The 18,155-nt window shown below is 66.2% G+C and carries 16 protein-coding genes and 2 tRNA genes; 13 read left to right on the top strand and 5 right to left on the bottom strand.

What is annotated here, in order from left to right:
* Positions 1–95: 95 nt before the first annotated feature.
* The 3 genes from upp to AC3A56_RS02675 form a co-directional block, all read right to left on the bottom strand.
* A complete protein-coding gene (upp, locus tag AC3A56_RS02685; protein WP_056764263.1) occupies positions 96–740 on the bottom strand; it encodes a uracil phosphoribosyltransferase in 645 nt (214 codons plus the stop codon).
* A 103-nt stretch (positions 741–843) separates the two neighbouring features.
* Entirely contained in the window at positions 844–1,203 is a 360-nt protein-coding gene (locus AC3A56_RS02680) for a PsiF family protein (RefSeq protein ID WP_487769264.1), read from the bottom strand.
* 223 nt (positions 1,204–1,426) lie between these two features.
* Positions 1,427–2,923 carry an aminotransferase class III-fold pyridoxal phosphate-dependent enzyme gene (locus tag AC3A56_RS02675; RefSeq protein WP_487769263.1) on the bottom strand — a complete coding sequence of 499 codons (1,497 nt, stop codon included), beginning with the start codon at positions 2,921–2,923 and terminating at the stop codon, positions 1,427–1,429.
* 283 nt (positions 2,924–3,206) lie between these two features.
* On the opposite strand from AC3A56_RS02675, the gene AC3A56_RS02670 reads away from it, so the two are divergent.
* The 13 genes from AC3A56_RS02670 to secF all read left to right on the top strand — a co-directional run bounded on the left by AC3A56_RS02670 (position 3,207) and on the right by secF (position 16,205).
* Positions 3,207–4,136: an ABC transporter ATP-binding protein gene (locus AC3A56_RS02670; RefSeq protein WP_056764513.1), complete on the top strand. Its 930-nt coding sequence runs from the start codon at positions 3,207–3,209 to the stop codon at positions 4,134–4,136.
* A 13-nt stretch (positions 4,137–4,149) separates the two neighbouring features.
* A complete protein-coding gene (locus AC3A56_RS02665) occupies positions 4,150–4,929 on the top strand; it encodes an ABC transporter permease (protein WP_487769262.1) in 780 nt (259 codons plus the stop codon).
* A gap of 44 nt (positions 4,930–4,973) precedes the next feature.
* A complete protein-coding gene (locus AC3A56_RS02660; RefSeq protein ID WP_487769261.1) occupies positions 4,974–6,191 on the top strand; it encodes a sensor histidine kinase in 1,218 nt (405 codons plus the stop codon).
* A gap of 45 nt (positions 6,192–6,236) precedes the next feature.
* Positions 6,237–6,839, top strand: coding sequence for a response regulator transcription factor (locus AC3A56_RS02655; RefSeq protein WP_056764267.1), 603 nt, complete (start codon positions 6,237–6,239; stop codon positions 6,837–6,839).
* Positions 6,840–7,471: 632 nt separating this feature from the next.
* Positions 7,472–7,541 (top strand) — tRNA-OTHER (locus AC3A56_RS02650).
* A tRNA-Met gene (locus AC3A56_RS02645) sits at positions 7,542–7,611 on the top strand.
* Between the two features lie 415 nt (positions 7,612–8,026).
* The gene (locus AC3A56_RS02640) at positions 8,027–9,151 is read left to right on the top strand and encodes a slipin family protein (RefSeq protein WP_487769260.1); all 1,125 of its coding nucleotides are present in this window, start codon (positions 8,027–8,029) and stop codon (positions 9,149–9,151) included.
* A 54-nt stretch (positions 9,152–9,205) separates the two neighbouring features.
* Positions 9,206–10,426: an RtcB family protein gene (locus tag AC3A56_RS02635; protein ID WP_487769259.1), complete on the top strand. Its 1,221-nt coding sequence runs from the start codon at positions 9,206–9,208 to the stop codon at positions 10,424–10,426.
* A 63-nt stretch (positions 10,427–10,489) separates the two neighbouring features.
* Positions 10,490–11,554, top strand: a complete 1,065-nt coding sequence (queA, locus tag AC3A56_RS02630) for a tRNA preQ1(34) S-adenosylmethionine ribosyltransferase-isomerase QueA (protein WP_487769258.1) — start codon at positions 10,490–10,492, stop codon at positions 11,552–11,554.
* A gap of 69 nt (positions 11,555–11,623) precedes the next feature.
* Complete coding sequence (gene tgt, locus AC3A56_RS02625; protein ID WP_487769257.1) at positions 11,624–12,778, top strand: tRNA guanosine(34) transglycosylase Tgt; 1,155 nt, start codon at positions 11,624–11,626, stop codon at positions 12,776–12,778.
* Between the two features lie 130 nt (positions 12,779–12,908).
* A complete protein-coding gene (gene yajC, locus AC3A56_RS02620; RefSeq protein ID WP_007804525.1) occupies positions 12,909–13,241 on the top strand; it encodes a preprotein translocase subunit YajC in 333 nt (110 codons plus the stop codon).
* A gap of 108 nt (positions 13,242–13,349) precedes the next feature.
* Positions 13,350–15,233: a protein translocase subunit SecD gene (gene secD, locus AC3A56_RS02615; protein ID WP_056717926.1), complete on the top strand. Its 1,884-nt coding sequence runs from the start codon at positions 13,350–13,352 to the stop codon at positions 15,231–15,233.
* Positions 15,234–15,242: 9 nt separating this feature from the next.
* Complete coding sequence (secF, locus tag AC3A56_RS02610; RefSeq protein ID WP_056717925.1) at positions 15,243–16,205, top strand: protein translocase subunit SecF; 963 nt, start codon at positions 15,243–15,245, stop codon at positions 16,203–16,205.
* Between the two features lie 190 nt (positions 16,206–16,395).
* Here the strand turns inward: secF and murU are convergent, their stop codons facing one another.
* Together murU and AC3A56_RS02600 are read right to left on the bottom strand one after the other, a co-directional pair.
* On the bottom strand, positions 16,396–17,100 hold the full coding sequence (gene murU / locus AC3A56_RS02605) for an N-acetylmuramate alpha-1-phosphate uridylyltransferase MurU (RefSeq protein WP_487769256.1): 705 nt from the start codon (positions 17,098–17,100) through the stop codon (positions 16,396–16,398).
* Complete coding sequence (locus AC3A56_RS02600) at positions 17,097–18,110, bottom strand: aminoglycoside phosphotransferase family protein (RefSeq protein WP_487769255.1); 1,014 nt, start codon at positions 18,108–18,110, stop codon at positions 17,097–17,099. The genes murU and AC3A56_RS02600 overlap by 4 nt, the downstream gene beginning before the upstream one ends.
* Positions 18,111–18,155 lie beyond the last annotated feature (45 nt).

Raw genomic sequence — 18,155 nt, 5'->3', positions numbered from 1 at the left:
GGGCAGGGTGAGGGGTTGGGCTGGCGAAAAGTTGATCGAAGTTCTCTTGGCGACCAAAAGTCGGCGGGCGGTGCCCGCCCCACCGGGCGGTCGGATCAATCGTTCGCCGGCAACTGCTTGGTGCCGAAGATCTTGTCCCCGGCGTCGCCGAGGCCGGGCAGGATGTAGCCGTTCTCATTGAGGCGCTGGTCGATCGAGGCGGTGTAGATCTCGATGTCGGGATGGGCCGCGGTGATGCGGTCCAGGCCTTCCGGCGCGGCGACCAGGAACAGCCCCTTGATGCGCTTGCAGCCGGCGGCTTTCAGCATGTCGACGGTGGCGACCAGGGTGCCGGCGGTGGCCAGCATCGGGTCGACGATCAGTGCGATGCGCTCGTCCATGCGGCCGGTGAGCTTCTCGTAATAGGTGACCGGTTTCAGTGTCTGTTCGTCGCGTTGCAGGCCGACCACGCTGACCTTGGCCGCGGGGATCAGGTCGAGCACGCCCGGCAACATGCCCAGGCCGGCGCGCAGGATCGGCACGATGGTGATCTTCCTGCCCTTGATCCGGTGAACCTTGATCGGCCCGGCCCAGCCCTCGATCTCTTCCTCGACGGTTTCCAGGTCCTTGGTGGCCTCATAGGTCAGCAAGGCGGCAACCTCGGAAGCCAGCTCGCGGAATTCCTTGGTGCTGATGCCGGCGCGGCGCATCAGGCCCAGCTTGTGCTGGATCAGCGGGTGGCGGACTTCGACAATCTTCATGGGCAAAGGCTTCAATGGCAGGCGCGTGGCGCAACAACCAGTGAGCTTAACGAAGCGCCGCTGCCCACGCACGCATGCTGCGTGGACAGCGGCGGGGCAGACTTCAATGCGTAGAAGGGGCGGCGTCGCTCTTCAGGCAGCTGCTCATGAACGTCTTGCGCTCGGCACCCTTGAGCGCCTTGGTCTTGGCGTCGGCGTTGCAGGTCTTCATCTTTTCCTGCTGGGCGGCCCTGGCCGACGGTGTCGCCGCTGCGCTGTGACCTTTCAGGCAGGAGCTCATGAACGCCTTGCGGTCGTCGCCCTTCTTGCCGGTGGCCTGCTTGTTGCAGTCCGCCATGCGCTGCTGTTGCGCGGTGCGTGGCTTGGTCGGCGCGGCGGTGCCCGCTTGCGGCGTGGCGGCGAAGGTCGCGCCGGCGAAGGCGAAGGCAGCACTGATTGCGAGCAGACGTAGTGACATCGACATCGTTGAGTCCTCCCTGGGTAACCGGCGGCTGCCGGCTCGGGCAGTCTAGGCAGGGAATCTCCTTCGCGTCTGCAGGCAAGATCTTGCGTGCATGAAGTATTCAGCTGAAGCGCCTTGTCGTGCCTGGCCGGCACCGGCGTGGGCGGATGGCTGCACCCGTCCGCAAAAAGACGAGGCCGCGCCGGACAAGCCGGCGCGGCCTCGAAGTCCACGGAAAGTACGCTCAGGCGGCTTCGGCCTTGGCCTTGCGCGGTCCTTCCAGCAGTGCCTTGCGCACGTGGGACACGATCAGGTCGATCTCCGCGCTGGTCACCTTGAAGTGCGGGGTGAAACGCAGCGAGTTGGTGCCGCCGTGGATCACGCCGACGCCGTGCTCGCGCATGTATTCCTCGGTCGAGTCGGCGCCGTAGCACTTGTACTCGGGCGCCAGCTCGCAGGAGAACAGCAGGCCGGTGCCCTGCACCTTGGTGATCAGGCCGCCCAGCTCGTTCTTCAGCGCGTTGAGCTTGTCGACGAATTCCTTGCCGCGCTCGCGGATGTTGCTGCGCACCTCGTCGCTGAGCTCGCCCAGGGTAGCCAGCGCCACGTCCAGCGCGCGCGGGTTGGCGGTCATGGTGTTGCCGTAGATGCCCTTGCGGTACAGCGCGGCGGTGTGTTCGGTGACGGCCAGCACCGACAGCGGATACTGCCCGGCGTTGAGCGCCTTGGAGAAGGTTTCCATGTCCGGCGGCGGCAGGCCCTCGAAGCCGGGGTAGTCGACGAAGGACAGCACGCCATGGGCGCGCAGGCCGGCCTGGATCGAGTCGATCAGCAGCAGGCTGCCGTGGGCGGTGGTCAGCTCGCGCGCCGCCTTGTAGAACTCGGCGGTCACCGCGCGGCCGGGGTCGCCTTCGCCCATCACCGGCTCCAGGAACATCGCCTCGATGAACCAGCCGTGCTTGTCCGCGTCGGCGAAGGCAGCTTCAAGCTGGGCCACGTCGTACGGCGCCACCGTGATCACGCTGTCCTCGTGGCGGTAGCTGGCCAGGTTCTGCTGGTAGGCCTTGCGGCTGGAATCGGAGTACAGCGCCGGCTTTTCGGTGCGGCCGTGGAAGGCGCCCTTCACCGCCAGGCGCTTGATCGTGCGACCGGCATAAGAACCGCCCTCGTCGGTCATCGCCTTGGCGTTGACGTCGGCGATGCGGCAGGCCAGGGTGACCGACTCGGAACCGGAGTTGAGGCACATGTAGCTCGTGTACGGGCTGCCGCCGCGGCTGCGGCCGAGTTCCTTGTCCAGCGCCCTGGTGAACTGCAACTGCGCCACGCTGGGCGACATCACGTTGGCCATCACCTGCGGGCGGCCCAGCGCGGCGAGGATCGCCGCGTCGTTGTGGCCGAAACCGAGCATGCCGTAGCCGCCGTTGTCGTGCACCACGGCACCCTTCAGGGTGACGATCCACGGGCCACGCGCCGCGGCCGGCAGGTACGGGTTGATCGCGTCATCGGGATAGAAGTTGACGAAGCCCGCCTGCGCCTGGGCCAGCTGTTCGGCTTCGTCGAGCTTGAGGAAATCCGCCAGCTCGGCACGCAGTTCATGATGGCGGGCGACCGCTTCGGCGATCGCCTGGACCAGCAGGGGATCGTGCGCCGCCATGCGTTCGATGCTGGCGTCGTCCAGGCCGGTGGTACGCGGCTTGCCGCCGAAATCGCGCAGTTCGCGCAACTGGTTGATCACACCCATGATGAATCCTCCGTAGCTCTGCCAGGCGGCACGCATGGCCGGATGGCAGATTGGTGAATGCGTGGCGAAAAACGCGAGCGTCTGCGTTTTTCCAATGACTTCAGTCGTTTGAGATCGCCGCACGGGGGCTTTCAGGGCGGCCTTATCCCTCACAGGATACCTTGGCCGGTCAGCCGCCGTAACCCCCGGGGCCGGGTGACGGCTGTCATCCCGGATGGCTGACGAGGGCGACTGCCGCCAGCCGGCGGCGGCGCGCAGCATGCACGACACTGGAGGATTTCCCATGCCGCATGCCGAAAAACCGATCGCCCGCCTCGCCGGCGCCGTCAAACGTTATGGCTCGCTCACCGCGCTGGACGGCGCCGAGCTGCAGGTCCACCCGGGCGAGCTGCTGGCTCTGCTTGGCCCCAATGGCGCCGGCAAGACCACCGCCATCGCCTTGCTGCTGGGCCTGATCCGCGCCGACGCCGGCAGCGTGCAACTGTTCGGCGGGGACCCGCAGGCGATCGAGCCGCGCCGCCGCATCGGCGTGATGCTGCAGCACGCCGAGCTGCCGCCGACGCTGCGCGTGGGCGAGCTGCTGCGACTTACCGCCAGCTACTACCCGAACCCCCGTTCGCTGCAGGAATCGGCTGCGCTGGCAGGCATCGGCGACCTGCTCAAGCGCCCCTACGCGAAACTCTCCGGCGGCCAGCAGCGGCGCGTGCAGTTCGCGCTGGCGCTGTGCGGCCGGCCCGAGCTGCTGTTCCTGGACGAGCCCACCGTGGGCATGGACATCGATGCGCGGCAGAAGCTGTGGGCGGCGATCCGCCAGCTGATCGATGAAGGCTGCGCGGTGCTGCTGACCACGCATTACCTGGAGGAAGCCGAGGCGCTGGCCGACCGGGTCTGCGTGATGTCACACGGCAAGGTCATCCACGAGGGCACGGTGGAAACGCTGCGCGCCCGGGTGGCGCAGAAGCGCATCCGTTGCCGCACCACGCTGCCGGCCGAGCTGATCCGCGACTGGCCCGGGATCGGCGAGGTCCGCCAGGAAAATGGACGCACCTACATCGTCACCGCCGAAGCGGAGCCGCTGGTGCGGCGCCTGCTGGAAGCCGATCCGCAGCTGGACGAGCTGGAAGTGCAGCGCGCCGGCCTGGCCGAGGCGTTCACCGAACTGACCCGCGATGCCGACGAGGCATCGACCAATCCGCAGCGCGAGGCCGCCTGAGATGGACATCGTGATGACTGACGCACCTGTTTCGTTTCCCCCGACCATGTCGCGACGCCGCGTGTTCGGCGCCTATCTGGAGGAGGCCCGCAGCGAATGCCTGCGCTACATGCGCAACCCGAGCTTCATGCTGCCGATCATGCTGTTCCCGGCGATGTTCTACCTGCTGTTCGGCGTGCTGATGGCGAGGTCCAATGGTGCCGATGCGGCTCGCTATCTGCTGGCCAGCTATGGCGTGTTCGGCGTGATGAGCCCGGGCCTGTTCGGCTTCGGCGTGTCGCTGGCACTGGAACGCGACAGCGGCCTGCTGACCTTCAAGCGTGCATTGCCGATGCCGCCCGGTGCCTACCTGATCGGCAAGATGATCATGGCGATGGCCGCCGCCGCCGGGGTGATCGTGTTGTTGCTGATGATGGCCCTCACCCTGGGGCACGTGACGCTGGCCGCGTCGCAGGCCGCCGCCTTGCTGCTGGTCGGCGTGCTTGGCGTGCTGCCGTTCTGCGCGCTGGGCATGTTCGTGGGCACGTTGTTCAAGGGGCAGGGCGCGCCCGGCGTGCTGCAGCTGATCTACCTGCCGATGTCGTTCATGTCCGGCCTGTGGTTCCCGCTGCCGATGCTGCCGAAGTTCCTGCAGCAGATCGCGCCGATCTGGCCGAGCTATCACCTGGACAGGCTGGCGCTGGCGGCGGTGGGCATGAATACGCAGCCACTGCTGGGTCACGCGCTGGTGCTGCTGGCTTTCGCCGCCGGATTCCTGCTGCTGGCCGCGCGGCGCCTGCGCCGGCACGGTTGAAGTAGCATGCGATGCAGTCCGCAACCTCAGCGAAACGACACGCCATGACCCCCGCCTTCATCGCCCGATGGTTCGTCCCGGCCCCGGATTCCGCCGTGGCCGACGACCTGCGCCGCGGCAAGTCGCCTTGGGCCGACAGCGTGCATCTGTTGTGGTCGCTGTGGATCTTCATCACGCCGCTGTTCGACCATGGTCTGCGTGGTTACACGATGACCTGGCTGCTGTTCACGCTGGCCTCGTATCCGCTGTTCCTGCTGCTGTTTGCCAGGGTGCAGCTGGCTTCGCGGCGAACCGCTCATTTCTATGCATGGGGCATGGCGTTGCTGTGTTTTGGCCTGATGCGCTGGTACCCCAGCGGTCTGAGCTATTTCGTGTACGCCTGCGTGATGCTCAGCCATTGCGAAAGGCGAACGTTCCGCAGCTACGTCCTTCAGGTATTGGCGCTCAATGCCCTTTATCTGGCGATGGCATGGTGGATCGGCTACCCGACCACCTTGCTGGTGATCATGCCAGTCACCGTATTCGTGATCTGCACCATCGTCACCGTCGAGCAGCTCCACAAGGAAAAGGATGCCGCGCTCAGTCTTTCCCATGACGAGGTGCGCCGGCTTGCGGCCACCGCGGAGCGCGAGCGGATCGGTCGCGACCTGCACGACCTGCTGGGTCACACGCTGTCGTTGATCACGCTGAAGCTGGAGTTGTCGCGCAAGCTGTTCGACCGCGACGTCGAGGCAGCGAAGCGTGAAGTGGAAGAGGCCGAAAAAGTTGCTCGGCATGCATTGGCCGAAGTGCGCAGCGCCGTCACCGGCATCCGCGCCACCGACCTGGCGGCGGAACTCGCCTCGGCGCGACTGCTGCTGGAATCGTCGCGCGTGCACCTGGAATACAACGCCCCGTCGATCGACATGCCGGCCGAGATCGAGCGCGGCCTTTCGCTGGTGCTGCGCGAGGCGGTGACCAATATTGCCCGGCATGCGGCAGCCAGCTGCGTGCAGATCGAGCTGCGCCGCGAACACGCGGCCGTCTGCCTGCAGGTCAGCGACAACGGTCGCGGTGGCATCGCCGCCGATGGCAACGGCATCAGCGGCATGCGCGAGCGCGTGCGCGCCCTGGGTGGAACCCTGGAGGTGCAATCGCCGCTCGGCGGCGGCACGCAGTTGCGGGTGGTTGTGCCGGTGCCCGTGCTGCGTCTGGTCGAGCCGCCGCGCGCGCCACCGGCAGCCACGCCGGCGCAGACCAGCTCAGGTTATCCTGCGGCCTGATCGGCCACCGCGCCGGTTTTCCCTTTCGTACAGACAGGCAAACCCATGATTCGTGTGTTGCTGGCCGAAGACCAGGCGATGGTGCGCGGCGCGCTTTCGGCCCTGCTCAAGCTGGAGTCGGATATCGACGTGCTCGGTTCGGCGGCGGACGGCGAGGCGGCGTGGCGCGACATCCAGAAGCACAAGCCCGACGTGCTGGTCACCGACATCGAGATGCCCGGGCTGACCGGGCTGGAGCTGGCCCAGCGCATCCAGCGGCAGGAGCTGCCGATCAAGGTGGTGATCGTCACCACCTTCGCCCGTCCCGGTTTCCTGCGCCGCGCGCTGGACGCTGGCGTGTCCGGTTATCTGCTGAAGGATGCGCCGGCCGAGAACCTGGCCGAGGCACTGCGCACCGTGCATCGCGGCGGTCGCGCGATCGACCCGCAACTGGCATTGGAAGCGTGGTCGGAAGCCGATCCGTTGAACGATCGCGAGCGCCAGGTATTGCGCCTGGCCGGTGAAGGGCAATCGGCCGGCGACATCGCCGCGCAATTGAATCTGTCGCATGGCACCGTGCGCAATTATCTTTCCGAGGCGATCGGCAAACTCGGCGTGGCCAATCGCATCGAGGCTTATCGACTGGCACGGCAGAAAGGCTGGTTATAGGAATTATTCGGGTATTCGACAAAATCGCTTGCGCTTCAAAAATAATCCGCGTATTGTTCGCGTCCTTCGCCATCCGGCGATAATCCGATGAAGAAACTTTCCATGTCATTCCGCCTCGTTCCCACAAACAAGCCATGCATGTCGCGCGACTATCGCGACGCGGGTTTGTTTGCGCGCGATGAAAGGCACGACCTGGCAACCGCTTTCCGATAATCGACTGATCCCTGCGCGGAGATCGGTCACCCCGATCTCCCGAGGCAACGCGAACGCCCTCGGGTCGCCATACCCGGGGGCGTTTTGTTTTGGCGTTCGCCTGGGATGCGCATGCATCGAACCACCTTGCAGGAATCCGCTACGCCCTGAAGCATCCGGTTGCGTGCAGCCGAGGCAGGGGCACGGCTGCAGACCGGCGCATGTGCGCTGCGTCCCGATGCTTCGGCGCGGGCTGTGTGCGGATCGGATTCCACACGAACAGGGTCTTCATCGACCCGTACGAATGCCCGGTTGGCGACAGCCGGGCATACGGAACATCAGCCACAAGGGCTTTCAGCGGCGCGGGTTCCCAAGGCCCGCCCGGTGCGCGCGGCTCTGCCGGCAGCGTATGCCGGGGCCTGCGGGGAGATGTTCCGCGATGACGTTGGCTCAGTGGTAGAGCGGCAGCGAAAGCTGCAGGTCGCCGGTTCGAATCCGGCACGTCAGCCACTGGATAGCTCAGATGGGTAGAGCATCGGTCTCATAAACCGAGTGTCGCGGGTTCGACTCCCGCTCCAAAACCATGACCTGTCACGTCATGACACCAGGAACGAAAGTTCCGACCAGGAAACGCCTCGTGTGGAACGCGGCACGCCCGTCAGGGATGAGGGCGGATCGAATGACGCAGCGAGGATCGAGCCGGGCCGGCCCCCTGAAGGCGGACGGTCGGTCGTCGAACGACATCGCGGCAAGGCATCGCCGTGACCAGCCGATGACCGACTCTCTTCCGAAGCGTGCGGGCTTCGCTGGATCAATCGTCAGGAGGCGTTTCCGCCTTTTTCAATAGAGCTTGCGGTTATTCAAGATAATCGCGTGTTTATCCCGGAAGGGAGGGGTGATTGCACCCCGAAGTAAATCACGGCCCGTATCGATCCGGCGGCCGGTGATTCATTCAATACGGATCGAAACAAGGAATATCGACAAGGAGTATCGCCATGTTCTGGCTCAAGCAAATCGTGATCGGCGACGGCGAGCGCGGTCTGCTGTATCGCAACCGTCGTTTTGAGCGCGTGCTGTCGCCCGGCGTCCATCGCCGGTTCGACCCGCGCAAGCGCATCGCCGTGACGGTGCACAACCTCACCCGCCCGGAATACGCTGGCAGCGATGCCGAGGTGTTGATGGCGCAGATGGACGGCCCGCTGGCCGAGTGCTTCCTGGTGGCCGACATCGGCACCGACCAGGTCGGTCTGGTGCTGAAGAACGGCAAGCTGGAAGACGTGCTGGCGCCGGGTACGCGCAAGCTGTACTGGAAGGGCATCGTGCCGGTCGAGGTGCAGGCGGTCTCGCTGGCGGAAACGCTGGAGATCGATGCGCGCGTGGCCAGTCGTCTGCGTCAGCTGGGCGTGCTCGGCAAGGTGGCGGTGACGGTGGACGTGCCGGTGGAATCGACGGGCCTGCTGTTCGTCGACAACAAGCTGGTGCGCACGCTGGCGCCGGGTGCCTGGGCGTTCTGGAATTTCCGGAAGAACGTGGCGGCCGAGGTGATCGAGCTGCGCGTGCAGTCGCTGGAAGTGTCGGGCCAGGAACTGCTGACCCGCGACAAGGTGAGCCTGCGGGTGAACCTGGCCGCCAGCCTGCGCGTGACCGATCCGGTCGCCGCGCGCACGAAGGTGGCCAAGTACGGCGACTACCTCTATCGCGAACTGCAGTACGGCTTGCGCAAGGCGGTCTCCGGCAAGACGCTGGACGAGCTGCTGGGCGACAAGGCCTCGCTGGATGCGGACATCTTCGCCTACGTGCGCGGCCGTGTCGTCGAGTTGGGCATCGAGGTGCTCGGCGTGGGCGTCAAGGACGTGATCCTGCCGGGCGAGATGAAGGACATCCTCAACAGCGTGGTGCAGGCGGAGAAGGCGGCCCAGGCCAACGTGATCCGCCGGCGCGAGGAGGCGAACGCCACCCGTTCGCTGCTCAACACCGCGCGGCTGATCGAGGAAAGTCCGGTGCTGATGCGTCTGAAGGAGCTGGAGGCCTTGGAAAAGGTCACCGAGAAGATCGACAAGCTGACCGTGTTCGGCGGCCTGGACGGCGTGCTGAACCAGCTGGTCAGCCTCAGGCAGTAACCTCGTGGCGCGCGCACGGATGCGCTCGCCACGATCCATTCAAGGAAAGATGTGATGAGCAACCAACAGTACGAACTGCTGCAAGCCGAAGGCAGCGCCACGCCGATCAAGGGCTGGGTGCACGGCGTGCCGCTGGAAGATTCGGCGAAGCAGCAACTGCGCAACATCGCCACGCTGCCGTTCGTCGGCCCGTGGGTCGCGGTGATGCCGGACGTGCATCTGGGCAAGGGCGCCACGGTGGGTTCGGTGGTGCCGACCCGGGGCGCGATCATCCCGGCCGCAGTCGGCGTGGACATCGGCTGCGGCATGGCCGCGGTGCGGACCACGCTGCGCGCCAGCGACCTGCCGGACAACCTGGCCCAGCTGCGCTCCAGCATCGAGCGCGGCGTGCCGGTCGGCAACGGCCGTGGCGGCGAGCATGGCAAGCCCTCGGACAGCATCCACACGATGCTGGTCGAATCCCGGCTGGCCGAGCGGCTGGAGGCGATCAAGGCGAAGCACCGCAAGATCCGCACCGACAAGGTCGACCGGCAACTAGGCACGCTTGGCGGCGGCAACCACTTCATCGAGGTCTGCCTGGACGAATCGGGCGCGGTGTGGGTGATGCTGCACTCCGGTTCGCGCGGCACCGGCAACCTGATCGGCAGCTACTTCATCCAGCGGGCGCGCGAGGAGCTGGCGCAGCGCGTGCTGGGCTTCGACCTGCCGGACAAGGATCTCGCGTTCTTCATGGAAGGCGAGCCGCTGTTCGACGACTACGTCGAAGCAGTGTCCTGGGCGCAGGATTACGCCCGGGCCAACCGCGAGGCGATGATGGCGCGGGTGCTGGCCGAGATGCGCCACCGGCTGCCGAAGTTCCAGCTGGAACAGATGGCGGTGAACTGCCACCACAACTACGTGCAGAAGGAGACGCACGGTGGCGAGGAACTGCTGGTGACCCGCAAGGGCGCGGTGAGCGCCCGCGCCGGCGAGCTCGGCATCATCCCGGGCAGCATGGGCACGTGCAGCTACATCGTGCGCGGCAAGGGCGACCCGGACAGCTTCCACAGCTGCAGCCACGGCGCGGGCCGGGTGATGAGCCGTACCGCGGCGCGCCAGCAGATCACCCTGGCCCAGCATCGGGAAGCCACCGCCCACGTCGAATGCCGCAAGGACGCGGCAGTGATCGACGAGTCGCCGGCGGCGTACAAGTCGATCGACGCGGTGATGGCCGCGCAGACCGACCTGGTCGAGGTGGTGCACACGCTGCGCCAGGTGCTGTGCGTGAAGGGATGAGCGCTGCCCCGCGAGGGGCGGCGTTTTTTTGCGCGCGTGCCCCGGTGCGCCTGCTGCGGGATAATGTCCCGTTTCCCGATGCCGGCCACACCTGCCTTGAAGAAGTCCGATTTCGATTTTGAACTGCCACCTGAGCTGATCGCCCAAGCCCCGCTGCCCGAACGCTCGGCCAGCCGGATGCTGCTGCTCGACGTGGCGGCGCAGTCGCGGGAAGACCGCATGTTCCGCGAACTGCCGGACTTCCTGCGGCCGGGCGACCTGCTGGTGTTCAACGACACCCGCGTGATTCCGGCGCGGCTCTACGGGCGCAAGGACACCGGCGGCGCGGTGGAGATCATGCTGGAACGCGTCACCGGCGCGCACGAGGCCATCGCCCAGCTCGGCGTCAGCAAGAAGCCGAAGGAGGGCGGCCGGATCGAGCTGGCCGACGGCAGCCACGCGGTGGTGCTGGGTCGCGAGGAGGGCTTCTTCCGGCTGCGTTTCGAGGCACCGGAACCGCTGGAAAAATTGCTGCTGAAACTGGGCGAGATGCCGCTGCCGCCGTACATCGAGCGCCACGCGGACGCCAGCGACATGGACCGCTACCAGACCGTGTTCGCCCGCGAGCCCGGCGCGGTGGCGGCGCCGACCGCGGGCCTGCATTTCGACGAGGCGACCCTGGCCCGGCTGCGCGAGCGCGGCGTCGAGTTCGGTTACGTCACCCTGCACGTGGGCGCGGGCACGTTCCAGCCGGTGCGTGCGGATGACCTGAAAGACCATCACATGCATACCGAGTGGCTCAACGTCGGGGCGCACCTGATTGGCCAGATCCGCCGCACCCGCGCGAACGGCGGGCGGGTGATCGCGGTGGGCACCACCGTGGTGCGCGCGCTGGAAAGCGCCAGCAAGGACGGCGAACTGCATCCGTTCGCCGGCGAGACGCAGATCTTCATCTTCCCCGGCTACCGCTTCAGCAGCATCGACGGCCTGCTCACCAACTTCCACCTGCCGCAGTCGACCCTGCTGATGCTGGTGTCGGCACTGGCCGGGCGCGAGTACATGCTCGACGCGTATCGCCACGCGGTGGAGCAGCGGTATCGGTTCTTCTCGTATGGCGATTCGATGCTGATCCTGCCGCGCGGCGTCTAGGCGGGGTCGGAGTCATTTTTTCGCTCGCGAAAAAATGACTCCGACCCCTTCAAGGCCGATAATGGCTGGATGACCTCCCTTCAGTTCAACGTTCACGCCACTGACGGCGCCGCCCGCCGCGGCCGCCTGATGTTCGCCCGTGGCACCATCGAGACCCCGGCGTTCATGCCGGTGGGCACCTACGGTTCGGTCAAGGCGATGACCCCGCGCGACGTCACCGAGACCGGCGCCGAGATCATCCTGGGCAACACGTTTCACCTGTTCCTGCGGCCGGGGCTGGAGATCGTCGAGAAGTTCGGCGGGCTGCACCGCTTCATCGGCTGGGACAAGCCGATCCTCACCGACTCCGGCGGCTTCCAGGTGTTCTCGCTGGCGCACAAGCGCAAGATCACCGAGGAGGGCGTGACGTTCGCCTCGCCGGTCGACGGTTCGAAGGTGTTCCTGTCGCCGGAAGTGTCGATGCAGATCCAGAAGACCCTGGATTCGGACATCGCGATGATCTTCGACGAGTGCACGCCGTATCCGGCCACCGAGAAGGTGGCGTCCGACTCGATGGAACTCTCGCTGCGCTGGGCCGCGCGTTCGCGCCGCGCCTTCGACGACCTGAAGAACCCCAACTCGCTGTTCGGCATCGTGCAGGGCAGCGTCTACGAGAACCTGCGCCAGCGTTCGGCCGCGGGCCTGATCGACATCGGCTTCGATGGCTACGCGGTCGGCGGCCTGGCGGTGGGCGAGCCTGAGGCCGAACGCAACCAGGCGCTGGACTTCACCGTGCCGCTGCTGCCGGTGGACAAGCCGCGCTACCTGATGGGCGTGGGCCGGCCCGAGGACATCGTCGAGGCTGTGCGCCGCGGCATCGACATGTTCGATTGCGTGATGCCCACCCGCAACGCCCGCAACGGCTTCCTGTTCACCGCCGAGGGCACGCTGCGCATCCGCAACGCCAAGTACGCCACCGACACGGCGGTGATCGAGGAAGGCTGCGACTGCTACAGCTGCAGCAATGGCTTCAGCCGCGCCTACCTGCGACATCTTGACCGCTGCAACGAGATCCTCGGCAGCCAGCTGGCCACCATGCACAACCTGCGCTATTACCAGCGGCTGATGGCCGGGCTGCGCGAGGCGATCGCCGGCCAGGCCATGGAAGCGTTCGTGGCGGAGTTCTACGCCCGTCGCCGGGTAGCCGGGACGGGGTCAGGGTCGCTTTTCGCAGGCGAAAAGTGACTCTGACCCCTTGAAGGACCCCTCGCGGCCGCTGCCGTGCACGCTCCGGGGGTGCATGGCATAATCGGGAATCTTTTCCCAGGCGTTCTGTCGAAAACCTCGACAACGCCCAGACTTGCGAGACAAATCCATGAGTTTTCCGATCTCCCCCGTGCTGGCCCAGGCCGCGGCTCCGCAGCCCGCCGGCGGCGGCATGTCCATGATCATCATGATGGTGGTGCTGTTCGGCCTGATGTATTTCATGATGATCCGTCCGCAGGCGAAGCGGCAGAAGGAGCATCGTGCACTGATCGCGGGCCTGGCCAAGGGCGACGAAGTGGTCACCAACGGCGGCATCGCCGGACGGGTGGACGAAGTGGGCGAGACCTTCATCACCGTCGAGATCGCCAGCAACGTCAAGGTGAAGGTGCAGAAGGGCGCGGTGCAGCAGGTGTTGCCCAAGGGCTCGCTGAAATCCGTCTGAAGAAGTACCGGACGCCGCCAGGGGGCCTGGGCGGCGACTTGCAACGTGGCCATTCCCGATTGTTGCTACCGCCGCGGCCTGGTGCCGCGGCTTTGATGGATGCAAGGCATGAGTGATTTTCCTCGCTGGAAGTACGCGCTGGTCGCGCTGGTGATGTTGTGCGGCGTGATCTACGCGCTGCCGAACGCCTTCCCGCCGGTGCCGGCGGTACAGGTCACCGCGAACCGCGATGCGCCGCCGATCAACACCGCCTTCCAGCAGAAGGTGGAAGCCGGGCTGAGGGCGAAGAAGATCGCCGTGAACGAGGTCTTCGTGGAAGGCGACCACCTGCTGGTGACGTTCGCCAACTCCGACGTGCAGAAGACCGGCTCCGACGAGATCAAGGCGCTGGTGGGCGACGGCTACACGGTCGCGTTCAAGCTGCAGTCCAACGTGCCGCACTGGCTGGGCGTGATCGGCGCCCGCTCGATGCCGCTGGGCCTGGACTTGCAGGGTGGCGTGCACTTCCTGATGCAGGTCGACCAGAAGGATGTCATCGAGAAGCAGGAAAACAGCTACGCCGATGACGTGCGCAGCCTGTTGCGCCAGAAGAACATCCGCTACGAGTCGGTCACCCGCAGCGCGGTCAATGGCCAGGGCATCTCGGTGATCCTGCGCTCGGCCGACGACCGCAAGACCGCGTCCGACGCGATCGCCAACGAATACACCGACCTCAACGTGTCCGACGGCGCCAGCACCGGCGACCGCTTCATGCTGAAGGTGACGGTCAAGCCGGAAAAGCTGCGCGAACTGGCCCGCGGTGCGATCACCCAGAACCTGGGCACGCTGCGCAACCGCATCAACGCGCTGGGCGTGTCCGAGCCGCTGATCCAGCAGCAGGGCGAAAGCCGCATCGTGGTCGAACTGGCCGGCGTGCAGGACCCGACCGAAGCGAAGAAACTGATCGGCGCGGTGGCCACCCTGCAGTACCGCCCCGGCATCGGCCAGCCCGGCGATGCGCGTGCGGTGGAAGCAGCGCGCACCGGCAACATCCCGCCGGATGCCAACCTGTATTACATGCGCGGCGACAACCGGCCGGTGCTGGTCAGCAAGCAGATCATCGTGACCGGCAACCAGCTGATCGACGCCTCTTCCGGCATCGACCAGAACAGCGGCACGCCGAAGGTCGACGTGACCCTGAACGCCGCCGGCGCCCGCAAGATGGGCGACTTCACCAACGCCAACGTCGGCAAGCCGATGGCGGTGGTGTACGTGGAGCAGGTCTACGAGACCAAGGTCGTCGACGGCAAGGAAGTGCGCGTGCCCAAGATCACCGAGACGGTGATCAACGATGCGACCATCCAGGGCGCCTTCAGCAAGCAGTTCCAGACCAGCGGCCTGGGCAGCCCGAAAGAGGCATCCGACCTGGCCCTGCTGCTCAAGGGCGGCGCGCTGGCCGCACCGATGGACATCGTCGAGGAGGGCGTCATCGGCGCCAGCCTCGGCCAGGACAACATCGACAAGGGCTTCAAGGCGGTGCTGCTGGGCCTGGCGCTGGTGCTGCTGGCCGCGGCGATCTACTACAAGCTGTTCGGCCTGGTCGCAGACATCGCGTTGTTCTTCAACCTGGTGATCCTGGTGGCTGTGATGTCGCTGATCGGCGTCACCCTGACCATGCCCGGCGTGGCCGGCATCGTGCTGACCCTGGGCATGGCGATCGATGCGAACGTGCTGATCTGCGAACGCGTGCGTGAGGAGCTGCGCAACGGCTCCAGCCCGCACGCCTCGATCCGCGCCGGTTACGAGAAGGCCTGGTCGACCATTCTGGATGCGAACGTCACCCACCTGATCGCGGCGCTGGCACTGACCACGATGGGTACCGGTGCGATCAAGGGCTTCGGCGTGACCCTGCTGATCGGCATCCTGACTTCGCTGTTCACCTCGGTGACGTTGACGCACGCGTTCACCGCGGCGATCCACGGCCATCGCAAGCTCAAGACGCTGTCGGTCTAAGGAATCCCCATGGAAATTTTCAATCACGACAGCAATATCCACTTCCTGGGGATGCGCAAGTACACCGTGGCCATCGCCATCTTCCTGATGGTGGCCTCGATTGGCCTGATCGCGTTCAAGGGTCTCAACTACGGCCTGGACTTCACCGGCGGCGTGTCGATGGTCGTCGACTACGAAAAGTCGGTGGAAATCGCCGACGTGCGTGGCGCGCTGGAGAAGGGCGGCATCCACAATGCGATGGTGCAGAGCCTGGGCGGTACCCGTGAGGTGTCGATCCGCCTGCAGCCCAAGGACGATCCGGGCGCCGTCGATGCCGCCGGCAAGTTCAACCTCGACAAGATCGCCGCCGACGTGGTCAAGGTGCTGCACGTGGCCCGCCCGGACGCGAAGCTGAAGAGCCGCGACTACGTCAGCGCCCAGGTCGGCCAGGAATTGCGCAGCGACGGCACGGTGGCCGCCGTGTTCGTGATCCTCGGCATCATGGCCTACCTGTGGATCCGCTTCGAGCGTCGCTTCGCGATTGCGGCGGTGGCCACCGAAGTCCATGACACCCTGGTCACCCTGGGCATCCTGGCGCTGGTCCAACGCGAGTTCGACATGACCGTGCTGGCCTCGGTGCTGGCGGTGATCGGCTACTCGATCAACGACAAGGTGGTGGTGTTCGACCGCATCCGCGAACTGTTCCGCCTGGCGCGCAAGGCCGAGCCGGAGGAAATCCTCAACCGCTCGATCAACAACACGCTGTCGCGCACCATCATCACCTCGCTGTTCACCGGCATCACCATGGGTGCGTTGTACTTCTTCGGTGGCACCGCGGTGCATGGCTTCGCCGTCACCATGCTGATTGGCATCGTGGTCGGCACGCTATCCTCGATCTTCGTCGCCAGTCCGATCCTGCTGTGGCTGGGCGTGTCGAAGAAGGACCTGATGCCGGTGACCAAGGAAAACCCCGAGCTGGCGCGGCGCCCCTGAAACAACCATCGCTCGCTCCGCGAGCGATTCCAAATGGTCTTCCCCTGCATGCAGGGGAAGATGCCCGCAGGGCAGATGGGGTAGCTCCCAGTCGAAGCGAGATCCGCTTTCTTCACGTGCCCGCAGGGCAGCCGAACGAAAACGGCCCGGTGCAATCCGGGCCGTTTTTTTGCATGAGACGCGCCTCACCTTACCCCCGTAACCCGTCCTCCAGCTCCGCCAGCCGCTCCGGCGTGCCCACATCGGTCCAAGCGCCCCGATGGTGCGTACCGGCGATCTGCCCCCGCGCCATCGCCGCCTCCAGCAACGGCCGCAGCTTGAACCGTGGCGGCTTCGCGTCGGCACCCGCTGCGGCACCGGCCGCCCCGGCCCAGTCGTCCAGCAACTCGCGGCGGAACACGCCGATGCCGCTGTAGGTCAGCCGGGGTTCGCCGTCGCCGTGGACCTGTCCCGTCGCATCCAGCCGGAAGTCGCCGCCGGGATGATGGGCGGGGTTGTCGGTCAACAGCAGGTGCACAAGGCCGCGAGGTTCGGCGGGCAGCCGGCCGAAGTCGGCGTCGCACCACACATCGCCGCTCACCACCAGGAACGGCTCGTTGCCCAGCAGCGGCAGCGCGTTCAGCATGCCGCCACCGGTTTCCAGCGGTATCGGCCCTTCGTAGGCGTAACGGATGCGCAGGCCCCAGCGCGAGCCGTCGCCCAATGCTTCGGGAAACTGTTCGGCGAGATGCGAGGTGTTGATCACCACGTAGTTCACGCCGGCGGCGGCGAGCTTCTCCAGATGCCACGCGATCAGCGGCTTGCCGCCGACGCGGAGCAGGGGCTTGGGCGTGTGATCGGTCAACGGGCGCATGCGCTCGCCGAGGCCGGCGGCAAAGATCAGCGCGTGCCTCATGCCGCTGCCGCCTGGCACAGGTCGCGTGCGCCGACCTGGCGTTGCAGGAAGGCCACGAAGTCGGCCAGCTCGGGGTAACGCGCCGCCACCTCGATCACGTAGTCGTACACGCGGGGCAGGTCGTCGAGATAGCCGGACTTGCCGTCGCGGTAGTACAGCCGGCAGAAGATGCCCAGCACCTTGATGTGCCGCTGCAGGCCGATCAGGTCGAACCAGCGCAGGAAGCGTTCGCGACTGACCGCCGGTTCGATCAGGCCGGCGCCGAGCAGGCGCAGGCGATGGCCTTCGGTCCAGGCCTCGACCCGCGCGCGATCCCACACGATGTAGCAGTCGCGCAGCAGCGAGGCGAGGTCGTAGGTGATCGGCCCGTGCAGCGCACCCTGGAAGTCGATGATGCCCGGGTTGTCGTGCGCGGTGATCAGCAGGTTGCGGCTGTGGTAGTCGCGATGCACGAAGCAGCGCGGCTGTTCCAGTGCGCTTTTCAGCAGCACGGTGAAGGCTGATTCCAGCACGTCCCATTCCTCGCATTCGGGCGTGCAGCCGAGGTGCCGGCGCAGGAACCACTCCGGCATGATCTCCAGCTCGCGTTGCAGGAAGGCGTGGTCGTACGGGGGCAGCCCGCTCGTGTCCGCCTCGCGCTGCATGCGCAGCAAAGCTTCCAGCGCGTCGCCGTAGAGCGCGTCCACTGTGTCGTTGTTCAATGCGGGCAGATAGAGCCGCGAGCCGAGATCCTCGATCAGCAGCAGGCCCTGCTCGAGATCGTGCGCCCGCACCTGTGGCACGTGCAGCCCGGCGGCGGACAGGCGCGCGCCGATTTCCAGCCACGGGCGCGGGTCCTCCTGCGCCGGCGGCGAGTCCATCACGATCCAGCTCTGGCCGGCATGTCGGGTGCGCCAGTAGCTGCGGAAGCTGGCGTCGGCCGAGGCGGATTCGAGGGTCAGCGAGGCATCGTCGAGGATGCTTCGGGTCCAGGCAAGGCGGATGGTGGCGCGGTCGGCAATCGGGGTCATGGCAACGCTGGGCTACAAGAGAATTCCAGCTTAGCGATCCGCTGC

Source organism: Rhodanobacter sp. Soil_C_14 (assembly GCF_057657335.1).
This window is presented reverse-complemented; position numbering and strand designations above follow the sequence as displayed.